The following is a 24,452-nucleotide window of genomic DNA, read 5'->3' as shown; positions in this document are numbered from 1 at the left end:
TCACTTTGGCTGTTCATTTGGTTTACCCCAAAACCTGTCTTCCTGGTATGTCCCAGGGACATTGGGAGCTGGATCCGTCGAGGCCGGAATGCCTGAGCTGCCTTGTGCTGGAACAACCGGAGCTGTATCCCCGACTTGTCCTGTAGATGGCAAACTTTTTTGTCCGGCTTCCGGGATCGTTATGGCTGTCCCGCTTCCAGGAACAGCCGGCTCGTTTGAAACCGGGTCAAGCGGGTGGATTTCAACGCGATGGACCGGTGGATAGAAATCCTCAGACACAGTCTGGGTCTCAATCAGCACTTCTTTTTCATCATAAATATCCCGCTTAACTTTGATAAGCAAGCCTGCCTTACCTTCTTCTTTCACAGTCTTTTGGCCAGCGGTCAGCCGGGGGTTGTATTGTTTTATCGTTTTCGGTGAAAACTCCTGTTTTTCAACATGATCGACACTGTATTTATGCAGGAATGGTTCACCTTTTAAAATTACATGCAACTCAGGTTTTTCCCATTTAAAATCAATCACATAACTTGATTGATTTGGGTTAAAAAAGACGAAGTCCAGCTCTCTGCCTATATCCACCCTGACTTCGAAACCGGCTTCTGCATATCCGGGAAGTTCACTGCTTATATGCCTTTCGACCACCGTAAAATTGGTTGGAAGGATGGTCTTATAAATTCCGGAGGCGAGTGCGCCAAGAACATTGGGGGACAGATTTAATCCAGCTTCCTTGATCATATTTTGAACTGAAAACTGGGAAAATGGTTCGATCTTCACCGACGGAAAGGAACTTGCAAACTCCTCTGCACCATAATCCTCTTCGGAAAGTTGCATTGCCGCAGATGCCAGGGCTCTCTGTCCTTCAGAGGAAATAACCTTGTCTAGGTTATATACTGTTTTGCCGGGTTCAAGTTTTAATGCTTTCTGCAACATGTCTTCGGCAAGCTTACCTTCATCCAGCCGCTTTTCAACTAGATTTGGGGAGAGTTCCCCCAATATTTCATCAAGTGACCCTGGTACCAATTTCACGTCAAGCGGATTGTTATTTCCTGAATGAGCTGAGGCAACCGAATGATCAATATTAAATACAAAGTTTGCCAGATTAAAAACTATGCTTTTTTCCTTATAAACCAATTCATAACTAGAATTGGACCGCCATGTTTCTGTTTTTTCCGTAAGGAGTCTTTTTGCTTCACTTTCAGTTTTACCCGCTACGTCGACAGTGCCAATAAAGGTGTTCTCAGGAAATGTATCAGCTTTCAAAGACAGGGAGCCATAAGCCATGGAACCAAAATGCGAGAAACTAAAAATGAATACTGAAGCGATCATCAATACTAGCGATACTCGAAACCCTTGCCTTTTGCCCACTATTGCACCCCCCTTGCCCTTTACGTTTATACGAATCTGTTACGACACAACTTCTTTAGGAAACTCTTCCTTTTGCTCAACAGCTTCTAAATCGACAAAGGACAGTTCTTCAATTTCGGCTTCATCCATCCACTCGATAATCCCATTTGGATGAGGAATGTCAGCTTTCGGAAAAGCCATTTCCGGTATTTCCGTGTCTCCAAACCCTTCCCCGACTGTTTGTCCACTGACGACGGTCATGGTGTCCACGCCAATTTGCATTTCCTCATCAATCAGCATTTCTAAATCACTCAAATACGGAATCTCGCCTAAATGAATACCGCTCTCATTTCCGTCAACCAACGCTTCATTGTTAAGTTCATTCCGACTATCGAGGAAGGAGACATCATAATCACTACTTAAAGCCATAAAATCAGTTTCATCCGAAAGTGTATGTATGCTTTGAACAGGTTCTAAATTATGCTGGGCACTATCTGTCGGTATATCCAGTTTGAGCGGTTCTGCAGCTGATAGAGTGAGACTATCGTTTAATTCTTCTTCGTGAGCAAGTAATGGTTCAGAGTGGTAACTTATTTTCGAGGAGTCCAAAATAACGTTGGCAATACGCCGTTCAAGTATGTATCCTATCGAAACTGCAAGAAGGCTGACGGCCAAAATAGTCTGCCACACGGGCAGTACAGCATTTGCAGCGGTACCAATCAAAGCGATCACAAGAGATACCAAAATTAGTACTAACTTCCCATTCCTCGTCAGGTGAAGCGGCAAAAAAACGATTGCAGGAATGACGACAACCAGAGACAGGATAGCGAATACAAGAGCTTCCATTTCTCCCACCCACTTTTTTTCAATTATTCTAGCAATTCCTATTTATTTCTAGAAAAAAAGACATTAATCGACTTTCTCATATTGTATAATAAAGTAGGATAATTTAAAAGAAGCCAAGGAATATTTACCAATTTTTTCATTCCTTTAATTTTTCCGTGTTACTTTATAACCATGAATAAAGTAGGTGATCATTTGAATAATCATCTTAACCAAAAAGGTATATCATTGGTAGAAGTTTTGGCTTCTATAGTGATCATCTCAATCCTCTTCTCTATTATTAGTTCATACATAGTTAGCAGCTACAAACATTCTAGTTCGATATCCAATAAATACTCCTCAGTTCAAATAGCTGAGAGCATTTTGGAGGTATATAAAGCGAAAGATTATAGTGAATTACGGGATCTTGTAGACAATGGTATTGAAACTATCGATATAATAGAGGTTTTGGAGTTGGATGTAAATACAGATATAGGATCGCTCATAGCCACAGTTAACATTGAACAAAGTATAGAACAACCAGATAGATTGCTAGTTGTTCAGGTTACAGTAATTTCAACGGAGAATGATGTTCAAAAAGAAACTGAATTGAAAGGGTTCAAAAGAAATGAAGGGATTGAATGAAAAAGGAATAACTCTAATAGAATTGTTAATGGTTCTCGCGATCTCTTCAATTATTATTACTCTTGGATATTCGATACTATTTTCAACAATGAAAACTACGGATAAATCAATGAACGAGACAGAGCTAAGGAATGAGGCAGTCTTAATTACGCAGCAATTTGACAGGACTCTTTTAAATATTGATGAAATAGATCCCATTAACGGAGATGAAACAGGATCTTTTACCACATTCAATGCTTCTGATTTTAATCCGGATGGCACCCACAAAGAAAATTCTCCGGTTAACATAAAAATTGATAATGAAAATTTACTGGCAGGCGGTAAACAAATCAATTCAGATCAATTTTCTTTAGAAAACACAACCTTCAAATTTCAGAATGACCAATTGACTGTTCATTTTGTTATAAAAAATACTAGTACAGGAAAAGAGTTTGAGTTGTATAAAAAATATGGTTTGGCAAAGTGAGTGATGTCAATGAAAAAAGTGCTAAAACAATGCGATGGCTATTCCCTGCTCACTGTCCTTATGATTCTTACTGTAATCAGTATTATGGGTTTAATATTGATGGGGTTTACTATTAATTCTTCAAGACATGTATCAGTAAATGAAAATAATATCCAAAATAAAGTGTCAGCTGATAACACTATTGAGTTGGCAATGGCACAAATTGAAAGCACAATTGAGAATATTAACAGCTTGGGAATTAAGAGTGAAACCGCTTTAAAAGAGGAATTGCGAGAGCAATTAGAAGGCTTGCAGCACAATAGATGCTCGAGTGAAAATCCTTGTACGATTGAATTTGATACTGTAGACAACGGTATGAATGTGAGCATTAAAGCTCCAATAGGGGAAAATGGAAGAAATGTAACCAAAACAATTAAAATTTCTTATTCAACTGTGGAAGAAGTTTTTCAATATGCCGTAGTTTCTAATGGTCTATCCACTGTTGAAGATGATGACAAAGGCAACCTGCGGTTAAATGGCGCTTCCTATATAGAAGGAGATGTATTCGTTCGAAAAGATATTGAAAGTAGCAACTATGGAAAATTTGACTACTGGATTGGGGAAGAATACATTAAGACTTCATATCCGTCCATAAAAGGCAACTTAACTGTTTTAGGAAAATATAAACAAGGGCGCAAAGATTCGTTTACAACCTTTAAGCCAGATCCTGTCTCCTTACAAACGTATTTTGCCGTCCCTCCGTATATTAGGGAAACATCACAGGAAGTAAAATCTATTGATGTGATAGGATTAATATACAAAAAGAATGTTGATTTAAGTTCTAAAACTACTTTAAAGAATTTAACTGTCACTAGAAAGACCCCGGTTACCTTAATTGGAAATCATGTCATAACCAATGATCTAACAATGGAAGCTGGAAGTCGATTAATCATCAGAGATGGATCGCTGAAGGTAAATGGATCCGCAGATATGAGCGGAAGCATAGAGTTGGAGAACTCAATGGCGTTCCAAAATCCTGCAGAAGAAAAATATGTCTTTATTAATGGATATTCAGTAATAAATGATTTAAATTTTAATGGCCAAATGTTCATTAATAATTCTGCATATGTCACCAACAATATGAATGTTAATGGAACGATATATGTAAGAAACAACGCTTGGGTTTCCAGTTTTTCAGATAATACAGACGGGGGAACGATGGTTTTGGTTGCAGAAGGCAATATCAATCTGTTCTTAAACCTTTCATTTGATGAACCAAAACGTTTAAATGCTTTCTTTTATTCTAATGAAGATTTAGAGATATCCGGAATAATTTCCAACCTGAAAATAATTGGGGGAATTTATGGTGAATCTATTACCTTGAACGCAATTAAAACCGGAGAGCGGGGACAATCCCAGGAAACAATTCCTCCTGAAAACTCAAGGCTATCCATTATTTACAATGACGACTTAATCCTAAACCCTCCTCAAGGCATCCCTTCCGTTGATAAATTATCGATAGAAGAGATTGATCTTGTATACGATTAATAGAAAATAAGCAGGCTGCCTCAAACAGGCAGCCTGCTTATTTTCTATTAATCTATTTCACATACTCCGCAACCCTATTACGCCCTGACCTCTTGGCCCCGACATACAGTGCACGGTCGGCGTGCCTGATGAGGGCGAGGGAGTCTTCGGCATCGTGGGGTGCAGTCGCCACGCCGATTGATGCGGTGATGCCTACAAGCAGCTCTTTGCGGTCGAGCTCCAGGTTATGGTTCAGGAGAAACGGGCGGTTTGCGATCATGAGCCTGATTTGTTCTGCCAGCTTGAATGCTTCTGCTTTTTCCATTTCCGGGAGCAGGACGACAAATTCCTCTCCTCCATATCGTGCAACCGTTCCTGTGCACCCGATTATTCCTGCGAGACGGTTCGCCAGCTCTGACAATATTTCATTGCCGCTCTGGTGCCCATATGTATCGTTAACCATCTTGAAATGGTCAATATCCAAAAGGATGAGTGACAAACGATTGCGTTCCTGGTTTTGAAGTTTTTCAAATTCGCTGCTGAGCAGGTTCTCAAAGTAGCGGTAGTTATACAGGCCGGTAAGCGCACAGCGTTCACTGTATTCCTTTGTCTTTTCGTAATGTTTCGCATTTTCAACCGCAATCGCGAAATGGGAACAGAGCACATCGACAATCATGAGCTGGGACTTTTCAAATGCCCTGGTTCTGTTGGAGGCGAGAACAAGCACACCTACAACCTGGTTGCTGCGCATGATTGGCACGCCAAGGATGCTTTCGACCTTTTCGGGAATGTCACCGGCGTTGATATTTGCCCAGTCCTTCTTTGAATGGAACAGGACTGGTTTCTTTGTGGCCCAGACAAGTCCGCTGACACCATCTTTATTCGCGATTGAGCCTTCATCGACACGTGTCACTTGCCCTTCTTCCATCTGGATGATTAATTCCAATTCGTTAGCGTCGACAACCTCAAGAAGATAGGCATAATCAACAGGAAGCATGTCCATCAGTTTTTGGGCGAAAAGATCCATCACCTGGTTGACCTCGAGCCTTTCGGCGAGCTGGTGGCCAATTTCCGCAGCTTTCTGCAGATAAATGTTAATCTTTTCACTAGAATAATAGAGGTTCAATATGATTGACAGGCTAGCGAAAGGAACCCCGATAAACAAGACTGACAATATGCCAACTTCAAAGTACAGGATATACAATACAAAGCCTACTGGGAATGTGAGAATCGTTACAACGGCTTCCCAGACAAAGTCCTCCCCAAAAAACGGCCCTTTCTCCTTATACACCAATATAATTACCATCGTCAGCATTACATGGTTCAAAGCAAAAGAAACAAACTCATAAAGAGCGGCCAGCAACATGCTCGATTGATGTTCCATGAGGCTTGTCCCATGAACGCCGCCCAGCGCATAAAAAATGATTCCGCTTAGAAGTGAAACCATAAAAAACATCAGGGAATTCAACGGCAAGCGAAACCAGTCATTTTTTTGAAGCCTCAGGCGCACCATAAGAACTGCGATCGCAACCTGGGCTAGCACCATTTCCACGAACAAGCCGAACGTCAGGAACACGGCCAGAGAAACCCACTGGATCAGGAAAACCGATGTTTTGTTGATGACCATCGGCATGCTGGCAACTATTGACATTAAAAAAAGAAAAGCGAAAACATCTAATTTATCCCCTGAAACAGAAGGTGGATAAAAAACGTATGCAGCCCACATACCTGGCGGCACTACTAGAAGCCACACAACCCAGATTGCTTTTTTCATTTGAGGCTTTACCACACTTTATCCACCTCCCTTCATTGATTCAAGAAAACAGTTTCAAATTTTACAAATATTGGACGAATTAGGAAAATAGTCGTGCTTTACAAATATTTTACCAAATAGTGCCTGATATTGTCACAGCTTATTTTTGAGAATTTTGTGTAAATGCGGTTTTACTTCAGAAATAAAATAAAGCGAGCCTGTAACAACCAACAGCTCTCCAGGCTTCAAATGAACTATTTTTTCATCCAGGAACGCCTTCCAATCTTCTGTTTTTTCCTTTGCAGATGCACTGCTTAAATAAAACAGCTCCTCGGCCATCGCTGCCCTTGGAAAATCGAATTGAGTAAAGGTTATGGAATTGGCCACTGTATCAAGGCTTGAAACCATATTCACCAATTTTTTATCCTTCAATGCAGCGAATAAAATATCAATCCGTTTATCATTGAAGCGTGTTTTTAGTTCATTTACCAGCGCTATGATTCCTTCCTCATTATGGGCACCGTCGATAATGACATGAGGTTTTTCTGAGAGCACTTCGAAACGGCCTGGCCAGTAGGCTTTTGCCAGACCTCCACGTATATCGGTTTCGCTAATCTGGAAGGAAAAATAATGGCACAATACTTGAGAAGCCATGATTGCCAGGGACGCGTTTTCAGTCTGGTGTTTGCCGATCAAGCCGACTTCGAGTCCGTCATAGACTCCAAACGGGCTGGAAACTGAAAACCTTTCACCCTTCGGCAAGGAGGATTGTTCAGTGATGAAAAATTGTTCCGCTGCTCCATAGAAAGGGGCGTCCATTTCATGGGCCGTGTTTTTGATGACTGCAAGGGCTTCAGGCTGTTTTACCCCGCTGATGGCGCTGACCCCGTTCTTAATAATACCGGCCTTTTCCATGGCAATTTCCTGGTAAGTGTGGCCTAGTATATTGGTGTGGTCCAAGCCAATGCTCGTAATTACAGATAAGAGAGGATGAATGACGTTTGTCGAATCAAACCTGCCACCGAGCCCTACCTCGAAAATGACTACATCGACTTGCGTATCAATTTTGCCGAAAAAATAGATGGACATGGCCGTTATGATTTCAAATTCTGTCGGTCCCCCAAGCTCCGTCTGTTCAAGTTCATCTGCGAGAGGCTTGATTATATTGGCGAGCTTGACAATGTCTTCATCGCTGATTGGTTCTCCGTTGATGCTGATGCGCTCATTGAATTGCTCGAAATAAGGGGAGGTAAATGTGCCCACCCGGTATCCGGCTTCCTCAAGGATGCAGCGCAAAAACGTCACGGTTGAACCTTTGCCGTTTGTTCCGCCGATATGGATTGTTTTGATTTTTCGTTCGGGATTTCCGAGCCTGTCAAGCATCCAATTCATCCTCGCGAGTCCAGGCTTAATTCCCAGCCTTAATCGTGAATGGATCCAATCCAGCGCCTGTGCATATGTATTAAACATTTCTTCTCTCCTCCAAAAACTACAGAGGAAGACGAACCACATAACTGGTTCGTCTTCTGTAAACTTATCCTCGTAATTCGTTAATGCGCGCTTCAACGGCTTCCCGTTTTTCAATATAGTCCTTTTCTTTGGCGCGTTCTTCTTCAATGACTTTCTCTGGGGCTTTTTTCACGAATCCTTCATTGGCCAGTTTTTTCTGGACGCGTTCGACTTCCTTGTCGAGACGCTCTTTTTCTTTTACAAGCCGGGCAATCTCTTCGTCAAGATTGATCAAGCCCTCGAGTGGCAGGATAATTTCCATTCCCGTCACAACTGCTGTCATCGCTTTTTCAGGTGCTTCCACGCCGGTCCCAATTTCGAGCTGTTCAGTATTGCAGAATCGCTCAATATAAGCCCTGTTTTTATCAGCTATGTTTCGAATTTTTTCATCCTTGGCCTTCAGGAACATGTTGACTTTCTTGCTCATCGGTGTGTTAACCTCAGCGCGGATGTTCCTGACTGCCCGAATGATTTCGACAAGCAGCTTCATCTCCTCTGAAGCCTCTGGGTCAGAGACCTCCTTCCTTGCGGTCGGCCATGCGGCAACAGTGATGGATTCCCCGGAATGCGGGAGGTTCTGCCATATTTCTTCGGTGATGAACGGCATGAACGGATGCAGCAGGCGCATTGTGTTATCCAGTACATAAGCAAGCACGGAGCGGGTGGTTTTCTTTGCCGCTTCATTTTCGCCGTATAACGGAAGCTTCGCCATTTCAATATACCAGTCGCAGAAATCATCCCAGATGAAGTTGTATAAAACTCGGCCGACTTCACCAAACTCGTAGCGGTCCGAAAGCCGGGTCACTGTATCGATAGTTTCATTCAATCTAGTCAAAATCCATTTGTCGGCAACAGACTTATCGCCTGACAGGTCGATTTCCTCATACTTCAGGCCGTTCATATTCATGAGTGCGAACCTTGAGGCGTTCCAGATTTTATTGGCAAAGTTCCAGGTCGCCTCTACTTTCTCAACACTGAAACGCAGGTCCTGGCCTGGTGAGCTTCCGGTGGAAAGGAAGAAACGGAGTGAATCTGCGCCGTACTGGTCAATGACGTCCATCGGGTCGACACCATTGCCTAATGATTTACTCATCTTCCGGCCCTCTGCATCCCGGACCAGGCCATGGATCAGAACGTCTTTAAACGGGCGTTCACCTGTAAATTCAAGTCCCTGGAAAATCATCCGTGAAACCCAGAAGAAGATAATGTCATATCCTGTTACGAGGCAGTCTGTCGGATAATAGCGCTTATAGTCAGATGCTTCGGGATCAGGCCAGCCCATCGTGGAGAACGGCCAAAGTGCCGAACTGAACCAAGTATCCAGTACATCGTTGTCCTGTTCCCAGTTTTCAGAATCACTAGGCGGCTCATGGTCAACATAAATCTCCCCAGTTTTTTTATGGTACCAGGCCGGAATCCGGTGGCCCCACCAGAGCTGCCTTGAAATGCACCAATCACGGATATTTTCCATCCAATGCATGTACGTTTTTTCAAAACGCTCCGGCACAAAGTTTACTTTTTCATCAGTCTGCTGCAAGGAAACTGAAGCTTCGGCGAGCGGCTGCATTTTTACAAACCACTGGGTAGACAGGTATGGCTCTACGACAGCTCCGCTTCGTTCTGAATGGCCGACAGAGTGTGTGTGGTCCTCGATTTTGAAGAGGACACCTTGATCCTGAAGGTCCTTGACAATTTGCTTGCGGCATTTGAAACGGTCCATGCCCTCGTATTTTCCGGCTTTTTGATTCATGGAGCCATCTTCATTCATGACCAGGATCCGTTCAAGATTGTGGCGGTTCCCGATTTCAAAGTCATTAGGGTCATGAGCCGGCGTGATTTTGACTGCCCCTGAACCAAATTCCATATCTACATAATCATCGCCGACAATCGGTATCTCCCGGCCGACGATCGGCAGGATCACCGTTTTTCCGATCAGATGCTTATAGCGCGCGTCCTCTGGATGGACGGCCACCGCGGTATCGCCAAGCATCGTTTCCGGCCTGGTAGTCGCAATTTCAATGTGGCCGCTGCCATCTGCAAGCGGATAGCGCATGTGATAAAATGCGCCCTGTACGTCCTTGTAAATAACTTCAATATCTGAGAGGGCAGTTTTTGTGGACGGGTCCCAGTTAATGATGTACTCTCCGCGGTAAATCAAGCCTTTCCGGTAAAGGCTGACAAATACTTCTCTTACTGCTTTGGAAAGCCCCTCATCAAGGGTAAAGCGTTCCCGGCTGTAATCGAGGCCAAGCCCAAGTTTGGCCCACTGCTCACGGATATGCTGGGCGTACTCGCCCTTCCATTTCCATGTTTCTTCCACAAACTTTTCACGTCCCAGGCCATACCGGCTTTTCCCTTCGTTTCTTAGCTTCTCCTCCACTTTCGCCTGCGTCGCGATTCCGGCGTGGTCCATCCCGGGCAGCCATAAAACATCATATCCCTGCATCCGCTTCATCCTTGTTAAAATGTCCTGCAGGGTTGTGTCCCACGCATGCCCCAGGTGCAGTTTTCCGGTAACATTTGGCGGCGGGATGACGATCGTGTAAGGCTCTTTTTCCTGATCCTTGCCGGCCTGGAAAAAGCCGCCATGAAGCCACCAGTCATAACGTCCCTTTTCAATCGATGCCGGCTCATATTTCGTTGGCATTGACAAATTGTTGTCTTCCATCGCTTTTCCTCCTTTGAAAAATAAAAAACTCCATTCGCCATAAAAGGACGAATGGAGCATTGTTCGCGGTACCACCTTTTTTCCAACAGGCCACAATTTGCCGGCCTGAAGGCTCTTGGTTTGATAACGGATTGGATCCGGCACCTGTTACTAAGATAGTTCCGTTGGCAGGTACAGCTCAAGGGCGACCTTCCAATGTTCCAGCTTAGAAAACCTTGCAGCAAATGGTTTTCCTCTCTAAAAGCCGGCTTCCACTGTACTCTTCCCTGTCTCTGCTTTTTTATTAGTATGAATATATAACTATACTACCGAAAATAATGGTTTGACGTCAATAATGATCCCCATTTTTAAATTATTTTATACATTTGCCAAGGTATGTTCCTGTTTTTCGGGAACTTCTGGTGCCCATGGTCATAGGATAGAAGAAAGGCCTTTATAATTCGAAGGCAACCGGCATGGGGGGCGGAATCAATGAGCAGAAGGTATAATCCTTATAAACTTCCGCGTTGGCTGAGGACAGTAAGGGGCATTTGCGCGCAATTTATCATTCCTTTTTGTGTATTTCAAGGCATCAGGACAATTCTGATACCGACCACTTTTGATGTTCTCCTGCTCAGCATTTTCATTCTGATCGCATTGGCGTTTCATTTCGAAATCATTTAATAGCCCAGGGCTGTCATTCCTGGGCTCCTTCCTGCTGGGCCATTTTTTTTTGCGCTTCAATCTCTTCGGTTTTCATCACCACGTATTCGGTGTTTTTGAGGGTCCAAAACTCCCTCTGCAGCTTTTGGACAAGCTTTTGTTCATCTTTGCCGGACTGTTTTTGATGGTACATTTCCGCTATCTTCAAAATGCTTGTTGGGTGGGCCAGATAGCTTAGAAAAAGGCTCCGTTCTTCTTCCTTTAAAGGGAAGTATTTAAAATAAGTGCTGATCCATTCAACACAATCATAAGCTCTTTTCGGGAGGGTGTTCAAAGACCGGACCAAAAACGGCAGCAGATCATGGATTGGTGAACCAAGGCGCGCCTCCTCGAAATTAATGAAAAAACCATACCCTTTCTCATCATAAACAAAATGCTCGGTCGAGACTTTGCCGTGGACCACCACCATTCTTGATTTTTGTTGGTCCTTTGTTTTTTCATGCCAGTTCTCCAGCTTCTGTTTTGAAAAATCCATCGCCTGGCGGATATTGTTATAGTATTGGCAAAACAACAACTCAAACGGGGACATGTACCAATTATTTTCACATGATTCAATAAAGCCTTCCAAAAACTCTTCTTCTTTTTCCCAGTGCCGCAATGTTTTTTCATAATGTTCGAGCCTGTCTTCTTTATTTATTTCTATTTCCCTGGCCGACAGGGTATGCAGCCTTGCAAGCTCACGGAACATCTGCCTGTGGCGTTCCATCCTGTTTTCTTTTTCCTCATTGGACAGCCAGGGCATCAAATAGAAAAGGGACTGATTTTCAAGGACTGCATAACGGCCATCGCTTGTGGGGAAAACGGGAACAATCCTGTTGTAGCCTTTCTGATATAAAAATTGGATATGTCGCATAAAGTCAGTGCCCTTATTCGGCTGGATCTTTTTAAGCGCGTATATCCCTGTATCTGCGTACACCTTATTAATTTTTCCAACAGCCTCGATATAGCGCGGTTTTATCCCATAGCTCCTTAATATCCCTACAGTCTCTTTGTTTTGCTTTAGGTCTTCCATCCAATTCCCTCTCTCTTCCGGGCCACTCCAGTTATCAGCTTCGCGTCACAATAAAGCAGGCTGAGCAGGTCCAGAACCTGCCCAGCAACCCATCTTCCCCGAGTTTAATGCTTGTGTGCTATCTCACGCGGGATATACAGCACTTGGCCTTCATGTGCATCCTCATCCAGCCCGAGGTGATTGACCTTTAGCAGTTGCTGAAGTGATACATCATAGCGGTCCGCAATTTTTTGAAGGGAATCCCCTTGCTGGACTATGCAAACGCGAAGCTTCACTGCAACTTCTCTGTCCTCTCTTCGCGCTAAAAACTCGGAGATCGATAAGCCTGTTTTCTTTTTGGACTTTTTCTGTATGGGCTCCTCATCCGAAGAAGATGAGCTCTCCTCATCCATGTCCCCGACAGGTGCTTCAAGGTCTTCAGGCGAAAGTTCCGGCGTTGCGTGTTCGTTTACAGCAACTAAAGGAGCAGCCTCCGTTTGTGTGAATGTTTCCTCAGGTGCTTCGGTTAATTCAGCAGCCTCAGGAGCCGGTTTTTCACTCCTCATTGCAGAAAAAATGATTTCTGGGACAGGGTCTGCCTCTGTATTGTCATCAGGGTTATGCGGGGGCTTCAGGTTAGGCCTGCCTGCTTTTTCCGTTTCCGGTTCTTTTCGTGCTTCTGCTTTAAAAGGTGCATACAAACCTTCGCCATCCTCATGGTCTTCCGACAATCCCGGCTGCTGTCCAATCTGGCCCAGCTGGTAATCTGTAAAGTCAAAGTCGCCATCAATTCCACGATGCAGTGCTGGATCAAAACTATCTGTTTGCAGCTCGGCAAACACAGTAAAATCTTTTTGAAGCTGTGCCGGGACGGCAATGCCTATCTGCCCTGCAGCTGGTTTGTCAACATCAGCCTTCTGAGCCGGGACCTCGATGTCCTCACCGGCCGAATTGTCTGCCTGGTGCCGCACCAGTCCGGAAATTTCTATTTCCGTCTCAGGCCCGGCTGCTTCTGCACCTTTATGCGGCTCGAGGAATTCTGGCTGGTGGCTATCCGGTTGAAATTCGTCGACTTGCTGGCCGGGGTCAAAAATGTGTGTGCCCCGATTTGATTCTCCGGCCTGATCAAATAAAGGCACTATCGCTTCCGGCTTTTCCTCTGCGTCTTCACCGCCATGCTGCTGTTCTCCGTACAGTCCGGTTATCGCGAGGTCAGCCGTAAGCTTGAGGCAGTCCCTTTCAGGAAATAAGTAATCAAATGATTCGACGGTAATATCAATATCATAGATGCTTTCAATCCTGTTGTTCGGGATTGTGACATCTACGGGAAAGCGATGAAGAAACTCCCTTAACCCTTCATCCTTCTCAATTACTGAATGAATAAATTTTGGTGTGTTGAAAAAATTGTCCGCCTTTTCTGGTTCACCAAAGCTTTTATATTCCCCGGTCAATTCCAGTGAACCGCGGATCGTAACGTACTGGTCATTTTCCTGGATGGTGATGTTCGGGTCAAGTGATATAGAAATCAGTTCTGCGACTTCCTGTCCTTTTTGAAACCACACCGATTCTTCTAGAGAAAACCTAAGGCACGATTGATTTCCTTGAGACAAAGCGACTCCTCCTTTCGTTTCCTTCGTGTAAAATCACTATGTCATTTACACTTTATGAATCTGTCGTTTCTTTTATGATTTCTGCGTGAAGAAAACACGCCGGTTGACGAGGGAATAAAAAGCGGTGATTTTCAACTTGTTTTTGCTTCGGTAACCTACTAAATGGTTACGTTGCTTCAGAGTTTTTCCAAATTGATGCTTTTTGGCTTCAGTAAAATGGAAAATAAACCCACTTTCGCTACATAAATACATCTCCTGGGAATATAATCAAAGTTACCAGGATTATATTTTGAGTCACCGGGATTAAAAATGAATTTACCGGGAATATGTATTCTTTTTTCAATCATTGATTACCTTTTAAGTATCACACATTTAAAAAACACACCCTTCTGCATTAGAAGAGTGTGCCGTTTGCATTATGCTGTTAATTTTGGAAGGGTAGAGAAGGCTTTTTCAGCTGCTTCAATCGTTTTTTGCAGATCCTCATCGGTATGGGCTGTAGACAGGAACAATCCTTCGAACTGGGATGGCGGAAGGAAGATGCCCTGGTTGGCCATTTCGCGGAAATATGCTGCAAAGTACTCCAGATTGGACGTTTTTGCTTTTTCGTAGTTGGTGACTTCCTCATTCGTAAAGAAGAACCCGATCATCGATCCTGCCCGGTTGATGGTATGGGGAATGCCATGTTTTTCGGCAGCGGAGCGCAAGCCTATTTCAAGGACATCTGCCTTGCGGATAAATTCGTCATACGTTTCTGGAGTCAGCTGGCTTAAGGTTTCATATCCGGCAGTCATTGCCAGAGGATTGCCTGACAGCGTTCCTGCCTGATAAATCGGACCGCTTGGAGCGATCTGTGCCATGATTTCGGCTTTACCGCCGTATGCACCTACAGGAAGCCCTCCCCCGATTACCTTGCCAAGGCAGGTAATGTCCGGGGTGACATTGTAGTAACCTTGGGCACAATTGTACCCGACCCTGAAACCGGTCATAACCTCATCGAAGATCAATAGTGCGCCATATTCGCTTGTGACCTCACGCAGCCCCTCCAAAAAGCCTGGCAGCGGAGGAACAACGCCCATATTGCCTGCTACTGGCTCAACAATGACACCGGCAATGTCCTGGCCAAATTGTTCAAAAGCATACCGGACACTCTCCAGATCATTGTAAGGAATTGTGATCGTGTTTTTCGCAACACCTTCAGGCACGCCGGGGCTGTCCGGCAATCCGAGGGTAGCGACGCCGGAGCCCGCTTTGATCAGCAGAGAATCACCATGCCCGTGATAGCACCCTTCAAATTTAAGTATTTTATTGCGTCCTGTATATCCACGTGCAAGCCTCAATGCACTCATGGTTGCTTCTGTGCCGGATGAAACCATTCTTACGACTTCAATGGAAGGGACCCGTTCGATGACGAGCCTGGCCAGCTTGTTTTCTGCCAATGTCGGTGCACCATAACTGGTCCCAAGCTCGGCTGTTTTTTTTATGGCTTCCACAACCCTGTCATCGGTATGGCCAAGAATGAGCGGTCCCCAGGAAAGCACGTAGTCAATATATTCATTTCCGTCAATATCATAGATTTTGGAGCCTTTCCCTCTTTCAATGAAAATAGGATCCATATCGACTGACTTAAAAGCGCGGACGGGGCTGTTGACACCACCTGGCATTAATGTTTTTGCTTCTTTAAAAGCACCAATTGATTTTTCATAAGAACGCATGACAATCCCTCTTTCTATTGGAGATTACAATTCTTTCAGCCAGCGTGCGGCATCTTTTGCATGGTAAGTGATGATCAAATCCGACCCGGCGCGTTTCATCCCGGTCAGCATTTCCATCACAATGCTCTTCTCGTCGATCCAGCCGTTTTGCGCCGCAGCCTTCACCATGGAATACTCGCCGCTTACATTATAAATCACGACAGGAAGGTTAAAGTTATTTTTAACGTCCCTCACAATATCCAGATATGGCAGTCCCGGCTTGACGATGAGGAAATCAGCACCTTCTATGACATCAGACTCTGCTTCCCGCATCGCTTCAAGGCGGTTTGCCGGGTCCATCTGGTACGCTTTCCGGTCGCCAAACTGCGGAGTGCTTTCGGCTGCCTCACGGAATGGGCCGTAAAAGGCAGATGAATATTTGACAGCGTAAGACATGATCGGGATTTCTTCAAAGCCTGCTTCATCGAGGCCGGCACGGATTGCCGCAACAAAACCGTCCATCATATTGGAAGGGGCAATGATGTCCGCGCCCGCTTTCGCCTGGCTGACAGCCGTTTTAACAAGCAGTTCAAGCGATGCGTCATTCAGCACTTTGCCATTTTCCACAACTCCGCAATGTCCGTGGCTGGTGTATTCGCAAAGGCAAGTATCGGCAACGACAATGATTTCCGGGTAATGCTGCTTTATATGGCGGGTCGCTTCCTGCACGATGCCATGGTCATGATAACCCTGCGTTCCGCATTCATCCTTTTCATTTGGGATCCCAAACAACAGGACAGACTTGATTCCAAGCGAAACGACTTCATCCATCTCTGCGTTCAACAGGTCCAGTGACAATTGGTACACGCCTGGCATGGATGAAATTTCATTTTTTTTATTCTCGCCTTCCACAACGAACAACGGATAAATCAAATCATCTGTACGAAGATGGTTTTCACGGACGAGCGCCCGCATATTCGCGCTCTGGCGCAGGCGGCGGTGGCGGGAAAATTGAATGTCTTTCATTTCTAAATACCCTCCTGGTCTCTCAAATAGTCAATTACGCTGTTCAACATTTCTTCTACAGTATATTTTTTCGGGCATGCATGCACCGGGAGCCCGGCTTTCAGCGCCCTTTCATTTGTCACTGGCCCAAGGCAGGCAATGATGCAATCTTTAATGGCAGCGTGAAGGCTGTTGCCATCCACAATCTCCATAAAATGGCCTACGGTCGACGGGCTCGTAAAAGCGAGGATGTCCAGTTGTTTTGCGGACAACAATTCGGCCAATTTTGTCTTGCTCTCATCAGGCAAATAGGTTTCATAAATGACGATTTCGTCAACGATTGCTCCCGCTGCTTTTAAGGACGAGGCAATATGCCCCCTCGCAAGGCTGCCTTTTGGAATCAGAACCTTCATGCCGCCGGAAACGAAAGGCAAAAACTCTCGGACAAACGCTTCAGCCACATATTCCCCGGGTGTAAACTCTGCCGTGACTCCCGTTTTTTCCAGCGTTTTTTTTGTTTTTTCTCCGATTGCAGCTACCTTTGGAAAAACTTCCCCTGGCTCATGATGGGAAAAAAACGTCTCCACTGTTACTTGGCTTGTAAAAATGATCCAGTCATAAGTATATAAATCATTAAGGAACTTAGCCAGTTCTTCTGTTGCAGGTACAGGCCGAAATGCGATCAGAGGGATTTCAACAGGTATCCCTCCATACCTTTCGACCAATTCCGAAAAGGACTTAGCCTGTTTTTTCCCTCTTGGGATCATTATCTGTTTATTGTGCAGCGGAAGAGAAGCAATCATTCCTGGCCGAGCTCCTGTTTCACCCGGTCAATCAGCTTTTTGCCGCCATTGGCGATTAGCTTGTCGGCAACAAGGCTGCCAAGCTCTTCGGGGTCCGTTCCGCGCAGCTGCTGTTTTATGATCGTTTTTCCGTCTGGTGAGCCAACGAGTCCGGTAAGGACAAGCTCATCCTCTTCATTTACAAATGCATATCCGGCAATAGGTACCTGGCAGCCGCCTTCCATCTTATGAAGGAAAGCCCGTTCTGCCCGGACAGCTCTGTCGGTATTTGGGCACGAGAACTTATTGAGGAACGCCAGAAGCTCATCGTCATCTGAACGGCATTCAAGTGAAAGGGAGCCCTGGCCCACTGCAGGAAGGCACAATTCCGGTTCAAGGAATTCAGTCACTACATCAGATGCCCATCCAAGCCGTTTCAACCCGGCTGCGGCAAGAATAATCGCATCATATTCATCGTTTTCAAGCTTCGCTACCCTTGTATCGATGTTGCCGCGAATCCATTTGATCTCCAGGTCTGGGCGGACCGCCAGAAGCTGGGCGCTGCGGCGGAGGCTGCTCGTCCCGATGATGGATCCGCTCTTTAAATCTTGAAACCTTACATGCCCTTTTGAGATCAGGACATCACGATGGTCTTCACGGACAGGGATGCAGCCGACCATTAGGCCGTCAGGAAGTACTGCAGGCATATCCTTCATGCTGTGGACAGCCAGGTCAATTTCTTTATCGAGCATGGCCTGCTCTATCTCTTTTACAAACAAGCCCTTCCCGCCTACCTTTGACAGCGTGACATCCAATATTTTGTCACCTTTTGTGACTATTTCCTTTACTTCAAATTCAAAAGGAGCTCCAAGCTGTTTAAGCTGCTCAATGACCCAATTTGTTTGCGTTAAAGCCAGCTTGCTCCTTCTTGAACCGACGATGATTTTTCGCATGACTTGCCTCCTCGTTTACTCGTACCAGAAATGGAAACTTGACAATTTTCCAAAAAGGAAAAAATTGATCAACACAATCAAAAATGCCGCCACGTTCCACAATGCCAACGATTTTCCGAACATCTCCCTGCCTACCCTCATATACAGATAGATGCTGTAGGCGGCAAGGACAACGAAAGAACCGATAATTTTTATATCGTACCATGGCATTTCAGGAACTTTGATCCATGCCCATTGCAGTCCTAATATAAGGCTTAAAATGAGCATCGGTACACCGATGGCATTTAATACATATGACATTTGCTCTAATTTTGACAGGTCAGTGATCCGCCACACCATCGTCCCTACCTTCTTCCTTTTCAGCAAATCATACTGAATCAAATAAAGGAGGGAAAAAACAAACGATATTGAAAAGGCTCCATAGGACAGGATCGCCATCGTGATATGGATAAGCAACAGTTCAGAAACAAGCTGTTCAGACATGACATTGGACTGAAAGTCGTCAGGCGCAAAAGTATGTACTGCCATTATGATGAACCCGAGTACATTGGTGAAAAACACGATAAAATCGACCTTCAGGATCCGGTTTATACCGAGCGACAGTGTAACCAATACCCATGCATAAAAGTAGAGCCCCTCAAACAGGGTCAGCACCGGAAACCTGCCAGTGTCGACCATATAAAAGAACAGAAATGCTGTTTGTAAAACCCATACAAATGCAAGTAACCAGAAGGCAATTTGGTTTACCTTCCGGTTACTGTTAAGGAAGTCAATGAAATATAAAAGCACGCTGGCGGCATAAACGACAATTGTAAGCTCATGCAGCCGTGCCACATATAGCTCAAACATAGACGGAACCACTCCTATCGCTGAAAAGTAGCATGAGGCGAAGGAACAATCCCCTGTTCAGATTCTGCTGCTGCTTTCAAGCGCTGCTGCTCGGCCACCTGCTTTTCGATGTTGAAAATCTTCACGAAGAGTTCGAGCGCCTCATCAGCATTTGGCTGTCCCGCAAGTTCTTTTGCCTGCAGGATCGGATCTTTCAGCAGCTGGTTAATGATACTTTTCGTATGCTTGTTGAGCACTTTTATATCCCTGTCGGACAGGTGGGACAGCTTGCGCTCAATGCTTCCCATTGTCTCTTCCTGTATCTCGAGCGCTTTTACCCTTAACGCTGAAATGACGGGGACAACGCCCAGTGTGTTAAGCCATTGCTTAAACTGGACAATTTCACTTTCAATCATGATCATGATTTTCTCAGCAGCTTTTTTCCGTTCTTGAAGATTTGCCTGTACGATTCCTTCAAGATCATCAATGTCATACAAAAACACATTTTCAATCCCCGAAATTTCAGGATCAATATCACGCGGAACTGCAATATCCACCATGAACAGAGGCTTGCCTTTACGCATTTTTCCGACGCTCGCCATCATTTCTTTAGTGACGACCACATGCGGTGCTCCGGTTGAGCTGATTAAAATATCGGCATCAATCAGGGCACACTGGAGCTCCTGCAAGGTCTTCGCCATGCCTGCAAAACGGTTGGCGAGATCCTCCGCCTTCTTATAGGTCCGGTTTATCACCGTCACTTTTGTTGCTCCGTTCGCATGGAGATTCTGGATGGCCAGCTCTCCCATCTTTCCTGCACCGAGGATGAGGACATGCTTATTCTGGAGCGTACCGAAAATCTTCTTGGCCAGTTCTACCGCCGCATAGCTGACAGAAACGGCATTTGCACCAATATCAGTTTCGGAATGGCCGCGTTTTGCCAGTGTAACAACCTGCTTAAAAAGCTGGTTAAACACAGTGCCAGTAGTCTTTTCACCCTGTGCCAGCAGAAAGCTTGAACGAACCTGGCCTAAAATTTGTGTTTCGCCAAGGACCATTGAATTAAGTCCGCTGGCCACTTTGAACAGGTGCTCAATCGCGCCGTCATGTTCGTATACAAATAAAAACGGTGAAAACTCTTCCTGTTCAATTCCGAACCATTCTGACAGAAACTCCTTTATATAATACCTGCCTGTGTGGAGCTGGTCCACGACAGCGTATATTTCAGTCCGGTTACATGTGGAAAGGATGACATTTTCAAGGATGCTCTTTTTCTCTTTAAGTGTTTTCATGGCATCGCTTAAATCTGCTTCGTTAAACGTTAGCCTTTCACGTATTTCAACAGGGGCAGTTTTATAGTTAAGCCCAACGACTAAAACATGCATTTTTGATTGACACCCCCCAAACAGACATAGCATAATTAGCTAGAATAATTATATCATCTGCCTTTTTTCTTCTTTTTTATCAAATGTGAACATAATGCGAAACCTTCTAGTACATCCGTTCCTGAAAGTTCGAACTGGTTTTGGAATGGATTCACGCTTTGGCCAACAGTTTCCAAGAACTTGTCCGACAAATCGCATTTATCATTTATATAAAAATTTACCACTCAGGCAGCAAAAAATACATATCAATCGACATACTTTCTTATGTACATTAACAAAAACTGACTTTAATTTCAAGTAAGCCTTATTGGAAGTGGGGATACCGTGAAAAATCAAAGAATCATGCCTGGAATTATTTTAATCGGATTTGGGATCTATTTTTATTTACAGCAATCAAATATCGCCCCGTTCCAGGAATTTTACACATGGCCGACGTTGATGATCATTGTCGGGACTGCATTTTTAGGCCAGGGTTACTGGGGAAAGGATTATGAAGCAATCCTGCCCGGGGTGATCCTAGTGGGGTTTGGTGTCCACTTTCATGTAGTTAACCGCCTTGAAATCTGGCCTGATCATATGGGGACCTTTACTCTGATCATCGCCCTTGGATTTTTGCTTCGCTATCAAAAGGCTGGTACCGGACTGTTCCATGGCATACTTTTTCTTGTTCTGGCAGGCCTCCTGCTTTTTTACGATAGAATTGCCGGTTATCTGGGCCTGCTGGAAAACGGCATGGCAGCCGCATGGAAGTTTTGGCCGGCTGCCCTCGTGCTTATTGGAATTTACTTGCTGTTTATAAAAAAGAAATGACAACCCGACTGGCCATCCAAATAAAGAAGGACAGGAACCATTTGGTTTCCTGTCCTTTCTTGTTTTCACCGCATGAAGCTTTCCAAGGCTGCCCATGCTTTGTCCTTTCCCTCACCTGTTTCTGAAGAGAACAGGATCATTGTGTCATCCGGGTCCAAATTAAGAGTTTCCCTCGTTATTTTTAAATGTTTTTGCCACTTTGACTTCGGGATTTTATCTGCCTTTGTTGCAATGATGATTACGGGGAGCTCATAATGCTTGAAAAAATCGTACATCATCACATCATCTGCTGTTGGCGGATGGCGCAAATCGACGATCAGAAGGGCAGCCCTTAACTGTTCCCTCGAGGTAAAGTACGTTTCAATCATTTTTCCCCAAGCTGCCCGTTCTGTTTTTGAAACCTTTGCGTAGCCGTAGCCGGGCACATCAACAAAGTGCAGCATTTCGTTTATTAAGTAAAAGTTAAGCGTCTGCGTTTTTCCCGGTTTGGACGATGTCCTGGCGAGATTTTTCCGGTTCAGCATCTTATTGATGAAGGAAGATTTCCCGACATTCGAGCGTCCAGCAAGCGCAAATTCGGGCAGGTCTCCCTCCGGATACTGGCTGGGCCTTACCGCGCTGATCACAATCTCAGCTGTGTTTACCTTCATCGGGAGGCACCATCGGCCAGGGCATGTTTTAACACTTCATCGACATGTGATACAAGCACAAAATCAAGTTCTTTTCGGACACTTTCAGGAATGTCGTCGATGTCCTTTTCATTTTCTTTAGGCAAAATGATTTTTGTCAGGCCTGCCCTGTGTGCGCTCAGCGTTTTTTCTTTCACGCCTCCGATTGGAAGCACACGGCCGCGCAGCGTAATCTCACCCGTCATTCCAACTTCCCTGCGGATTGGCGTGCCGCTAAGGGCCGATACAAGCGCAGTGGCAATGGTGATGCCCGCAGATGGCCCATCTTTCGGAACTGCGCCCTCAGGAACATGGATATGGATATCATGCTTCTCATGGAAATCTTCAGCAATGCCAAGCTCTTTCGTCTTTGACCTGATGTAGCTGAAAGCTGCCTGGGCGGATTCCTTCATTACATCCCCAAGTTTTCCTGTTAACACGAGCTTGCCTTTTCCAGGAGAGAGGGAAACTTCAATTTGAAGCGTATCCCCGCCGACGGTAGTGTAGGCAAGGCCTGTTGCAACCCCGACCTGGTCCTCAAGCTCCGCCTGGCCATATCTGAACTTTGGTTTGCCCAAAAATTCCTCTACACTCTTTTCATTCACGACAACCCGCTTTTTCTCACCGGCCACAACGATTTTTGCTGTTTTCCGGCAAATGCCGGCAAGCTGCCGTTCAAGAGAACGGACTCCCGCTTCCCTCGTGTAATAGCGGATGATCCTCATCATTGCTTCATCCCTAATTTGGAGCTGGCTTTTTGATAGGCCATTCTCCTTGATTTGCCTTGGGAGCAGATGGTCCTTGGCAATATGAAGCTTTTCAAGCTCTGTATATCCGGCAATTGAAATGATTTCCATCCTGTCCAGCAATGGTCCGGGCACTGTGGCCAGGTTGTTTGCCGTCGCAATAAACATCACCTTTGATAAATCGTAAGGCTCTTCAATGTAATGGTCGCTGAAATTGTGGTTCTGTTCCGGATCCAACACCTCCAGCATTGCAGCTGAAGGGTCGCCCCTGAAATCACTGGACATCTTGTCAATTTCGTCGAGCAGGAACACTGGGTTGATCGTGCCGGATTTTTTCATCCCTTGGATGATCCTGCCGGGCATCGCACCGACATATGTACGACGATGACCACGGATTTCGGACTCATCACGGACACCGCCCAGTGAGATACGGACGAAATTCCTGTTTAACGATTTTGCGATTGATTTGGCCAGGCTCGTTTTTCCGACTCCCGGAGGTCCGGCGAGGCACAGGATCGGCCCCTTCAGCGAGTTTGTGAGTTTTTGGACTGCGAGGTATTCCAGCACACGTTCCTTCACCTTTTCAAGGCCATAATGGTCGTTATGCAATATCCGCTCGGCTTTTTGAATGTCCAGATCATCCTCGGTCGCCTTTGTCCATGGAAGTGAAACAAGCCACTCAATATAATTGCGGATGACCGCACTTTCCGCTGAGGTGGTCGGTACCTTTTCATATCGGTCCAGCTCTTTTAAGGCTGTTTCTTTCACGTGCTCCGGCATGCCGGACAGTTCAATCTTGTCTGAAAGCTCTGAGACTTCGCCAGTTTTTCCTTCTTTTTCACCAAGTTCTTTTTGAATCGCTTTCAGCTGTTCACGCAAATAATATTCTTTTTGTGTCCTCTCCATAGATCTTTTGACACGCTGGCCAATTTTCTTCTCCAGATTGAGCACTTCTTTTTCATTGTGAATAATTTCGACCACGCGGTTCATTCTTTCCTTGACATCCGCTGTTTCAAGGATTTCCTGCTTTTCCTTAAGCTTCAGCGGCAGATGTGAAGCAATGATGTCTGCCATTCGGCCTGGCTCTTCAATATCTGAAACGGATGCATATGTTTCCGCTGATATCTTTTTAGACATTTTTATGTATTGCTCAAAGTATTCAAGCATTGTCCTCATCAATGCTTCATCTTCAACATCTTTTGTTTCCCGGTCCTCAAATATCTCCAGCCGTGCTGCAAAATAATCCTTTTCATCAAAAAAGGTTGTGATTTCTGCCCTTTTTAGGCCTTCTACAAGGACACGGATTGTGCCGTTCGGAAGCTTCAGCATTTGCTTTACTTTCGTTAAAGTTCCCATCCGGTATAAATCTTCTTCTGATGGCTCATCTATAGAAATATCTTTTTGGGTCGTGAGAAAAATCAAGTGGTCATCCACCATAGCTTTTTCGAGAGCCTGTACAGATTTTTCCCGTCCAACATCAAGGTGTAGAACCATTGTTGGATACACTAAAAGCCCCCGTAGCGGCAGGAGCGGAACGGTAAGCTCTTCTTTATTCGCCATGACAT

Annotated in this window: 20 protein-coding genes and 1 other annotated feature; of the genes, 5 read left to right on the top strand and 15 right to left on the bottom strand. The window is 45.0% G+C overall.

Features of this window, described 5'->3' with window-relative positions:
• The gene (locus tag CVD19_RS18370) at positions 1-1,365 is read right to left on the bottom strand and encodes a G5 domain-containing protein (protein WP_101584244.1); all 1,365 of its coding nucleotides are present in this window, start codon (positions 1,363-1,365) and stop codon (positions 1-3) included.
• Positions 1,366-1,404: 39 nt separating this feature from the next.
• Positions 1,405-2,190, bottom strand: coding sequence for a hypothetical protein (locus CVD19_RS18365; RefSeq protein WP_101584243.1), 786 nt, complete (start codon positions 2,188-2,190; stop codon positions 1,405-1,407).
• 192 nt (positions 2,191-2,382) lie between these two features.
• Between CVD19_RS18365 and CVD19_RS18360 the strand changes: the two genes are divergently transcribed.
• The 3 genes from CVD19_RS18360 to CVD19_RS18350 are packed head-to-tail and all read left to right on the top strand — an operon-like array spanning position 2,383 to position 4,804.
• The gene (locus CVD19_RS18360) at positions 2,383-2,811 is read left to right on the top strand and encodes a prepilin-type N-terminal cleavage/methylation domain-containing protein (protein WP_180953697.1); all 429 of its coding nucleotides are present in this window, start codon (positions 2,383-2,385) and stop codon (positions 2,809-2,811) included.
• Positions 2,795-3,277 (top strand): PulJ/GspJ family protein, encoded by a 483-nt coding sequence (locus CVD19_RS18355; protein ID WP_101584240.1) that lies wholly within the window; start codon positions 2,795-2,797, stop codon positions 3,275-3,277. Before CVD19_RS18360 ends, CVD19_RS18355 begins: the two co-directional genes overlap by 17 nt.
• Before the next feature lie 9 nt (positions 3,278-3,286).
• Complete coding sequence (locus tag CVD19_RS18350; protein ID WP_101584237.1) at positions 3,287-4,804, top strand: hypothetical protein; 1,518 nt, start codon at positions 3,287-3,289, stop codon at positions 4,802-4,804.
• Between the two features lie 52 nt (positions 4,805-4,856).
• On the opposite strand, the gene CVD19_RS18345 is transcribed toward CVD19_RS18350, so the two are convergent.
• The 3 genes from CVD19_RS18345 to CVD19_RS18335 all read right to left on the bottom strand — a co-directional run bounded on the left by CVD19_RS18345 (position 4,857) and on the right by CVD19_RS18335 (position 10,713).
• The gene (locus CVD19_RS18345) at positions 4,857-6,572 is read right to left on the bottom strand and encodes a sensor domain-containing diguanylate cyclase (RefSeq protein WP_308314884.1); all 1,716 of its coding nucleotides are present in this window, start codon (positions 6,570-6,572) and stop codon (positions 4,857-4,859) included.
• 117 nt (positions 6,573-6,689) lie between these two features.
• A complete protein-coding gene (locus CVD19_RS18340; protein ID WP_101584235.1) occupies positions 6,690-8,006 on the bottom strand; it encodes a bifunctional folylpolyglutamate synthase/dihydrofolate synthase in 1,317 nt (438 codons plus the stop codon).
• A gap of 64 nt (positions 8,007-8,070) precedes the next feature.
• Positions 8,071-10,713 (bottom strand): valine--tRNA ligase, encoded by a 2,643-nt coding sequence (locus tag CVD19_RS18335; RefSeq protein ID WP_101584516.1) that lies wholly within the window; start codon positions 10,711-10,713, stop codon positions 8,071-8,073.
• Positions 10,714-10,753: 40 nt separating this feature from the next.
• Positions 10,754-10,995: a binding site (T-box leader), on the bottom strand.
• Between the two features lie 189 nt (positions 10,996-11,184).
• On the opposite strand from CVD19_RS18335, the gene CVD19_RS18330 reads away from it, so the two are divergent.
• Positions 11,185-11,376, top strand: coding sequence for a hypothetical protein (locus CVD19_RS18330; protein ID WP_101584232.1), 192 nt, complete (start codon positions 11,185-11,187; stop codon positions 11,374-11,376).
• A gap of 13 nt (positions 11,377-11,389) precedes the next feature.
• Here the strand turns inward: CVD19_RS18330 and ysxE are convergent, their stop codons facing one another.
• From ysxE to hemA, 8 genes are all read right to left on the bottom strand, one after another.
• Entirely contained in the window at positions 11,390-12,427 is a 1,038-nt protein-coding gene (gene ysxE, locus CVD19_RS18325) for a spore coat protein YsxE (protein ID WP_101584230.1), read from the bottom strand.
• Between the two features lie 104 nt (positions 12,428-12,531).
• Positions 12,532-14,016 carry a stage VI sporulation protein D gene (gene spoVID, locus CVD19_RS18320; RefSeq protein ID WP_101584228.1) on the bottom strand — a complete coding sequence of 495 codons (1,485 nt, stop codon included), beginning with the start codon at positions 14,014-14,016 and terminating at the stop codon, positions 12,532-12,534.
• Positions 14,017-14,432: 416 nt separating this feature from the next.
• Positions 14,433-15,731 (bottom strand): glutamate-1-semialdehyde 2,1-aminomutase, encoded by a 1,299-nt coding sequence (gene hemL, locus CVD19_RS18315; protein ID WP_101584225.1) that lies wholly within the window; start codon positions 15,729-15,731, stop codon positions 14,433-14,435.
• Positions 15,732-15,755: 24 nt separating this feature from the next.
• Complete coding sequence (hemB, locus tag CVD19_RS18310; protein ID WP_101584223.1) at positions 15,756-16,736, bottom strand: porphobilinogen synthase; 981 nt, start codon at positions 16,734-16,736, stop codon at positions 15,756-15,758.
• A gap of 2 nt (positions 16,737-16,738) precedes the next feature.
• Positions 16,739-17,518 (bottom strand): uroporphyrinogen-III synthase, encoded by a 780-nt coding sequence (locus tag CVD19_RS18305; RefSeq protein ID WP_101584221.1) that lies wholly within the window; start codon positions 17,516-17,518, stop codon positions 16,739-16,741.
• Complete coding sequence (gene hemC, locus CVD19_RS18300; protein ID WP_101584218.1) at positions 17,515-18,450, bottom strand: hydroxymethylbilane synthase; 936 nt, start codon at positions 18,448-18,450, stop codon at positions 17,515-17,517. Before hemC ends, CVD19_RS18305 begins: the two co-directional genes overlap by 4 nt.
• A gap of 15 nt (positions 18,451-18,465) precedes the next feature.
• Positions 18,466-19,299, bottom strand: a complete 834-nt coding sequence (locus CVD19_RS18295) for a cytochrome C assembly family protein (RefSeq protein WP_101584215.1) — start codon at positions 19,297-19,299, stop codon at positions 18,466-18,468.
• A gap of 14 nt (positions 19,300-19,313) precedes the next feature.
• Positions 19,314-20,663, bottom strand: a complete 1,350-nt coding sequence (gene hemA / locus CVD19_RS18290) for a glutamyl-tRNA reductase (protein WP_101584212.1) — start codon at positions 20,661-20,663, stop codon at positions 19,314-19,316.
• A gap of 324 nt (positions 20,664-20,987) precedes the next feature.
• On the opposite strand from hemA, the gene CVD19_RS18285 reads away from it, so the two are divergent.
• Complete coding sequence (locus tag CVD19_RS18285; protein WP_101584210.1) at positions 20,988-21,473, top strand: LiaI-LiaF-like domain-containing protein; 486 nt, start codon at positions 20,988-20,990, stop codon at positions 21,471-21,473.
• A 65-nt stretch (positions 21,474-21,538) separates the two neighbouring features.
• On the opposite strand, the gene yihA is transcribed toward CVD19_RS18285, so the two are convergent.
• Positions 21,539-22,123 carry a ribosome biogenesis GTP-binding protein YihA/YsxC gene (gene yihA / locus CVD19_RS18280; protein WP_101584208.1) on the bottom strand — a complete coding sequence of 195 codons (585 nt, stop codon included), beginning with the start codon at positions 22,121-22,123 and terminating at the stop codon, positions 21,539-21,541.
• Complete coding sequence (gene lon / locus CVD19_RS18275) at positions 22,120-24,447, bottom strand: endopeptidase La (RefSeq protein ID WP_101584206.1); 2,328 nt, start codon at positions 24,445-24,447, stop codon at positions 22,120-22,122. The genes yihA and lon overlap by 4 nt, the downstream gene beginning before the upstream one ends.
• Between the last annotated feature and the right edge of the window lie 5 nt (positions 24,448-24,452).

Source organism: Bacillus sp. T33-2 (assembly GCF_002860205.1).
In the GTDB taxonomy this organism is placed as follows: domain Bacteria; phylum Bacillota; class Bacilli; order Bacillales; family Cytobacillaceae; genus T33-2.
The sequence above is the reverse complement of the archived record's forward strand: the minus strand, read 5'-3'. Positions and strand labels throughout refer to the sequence as shown.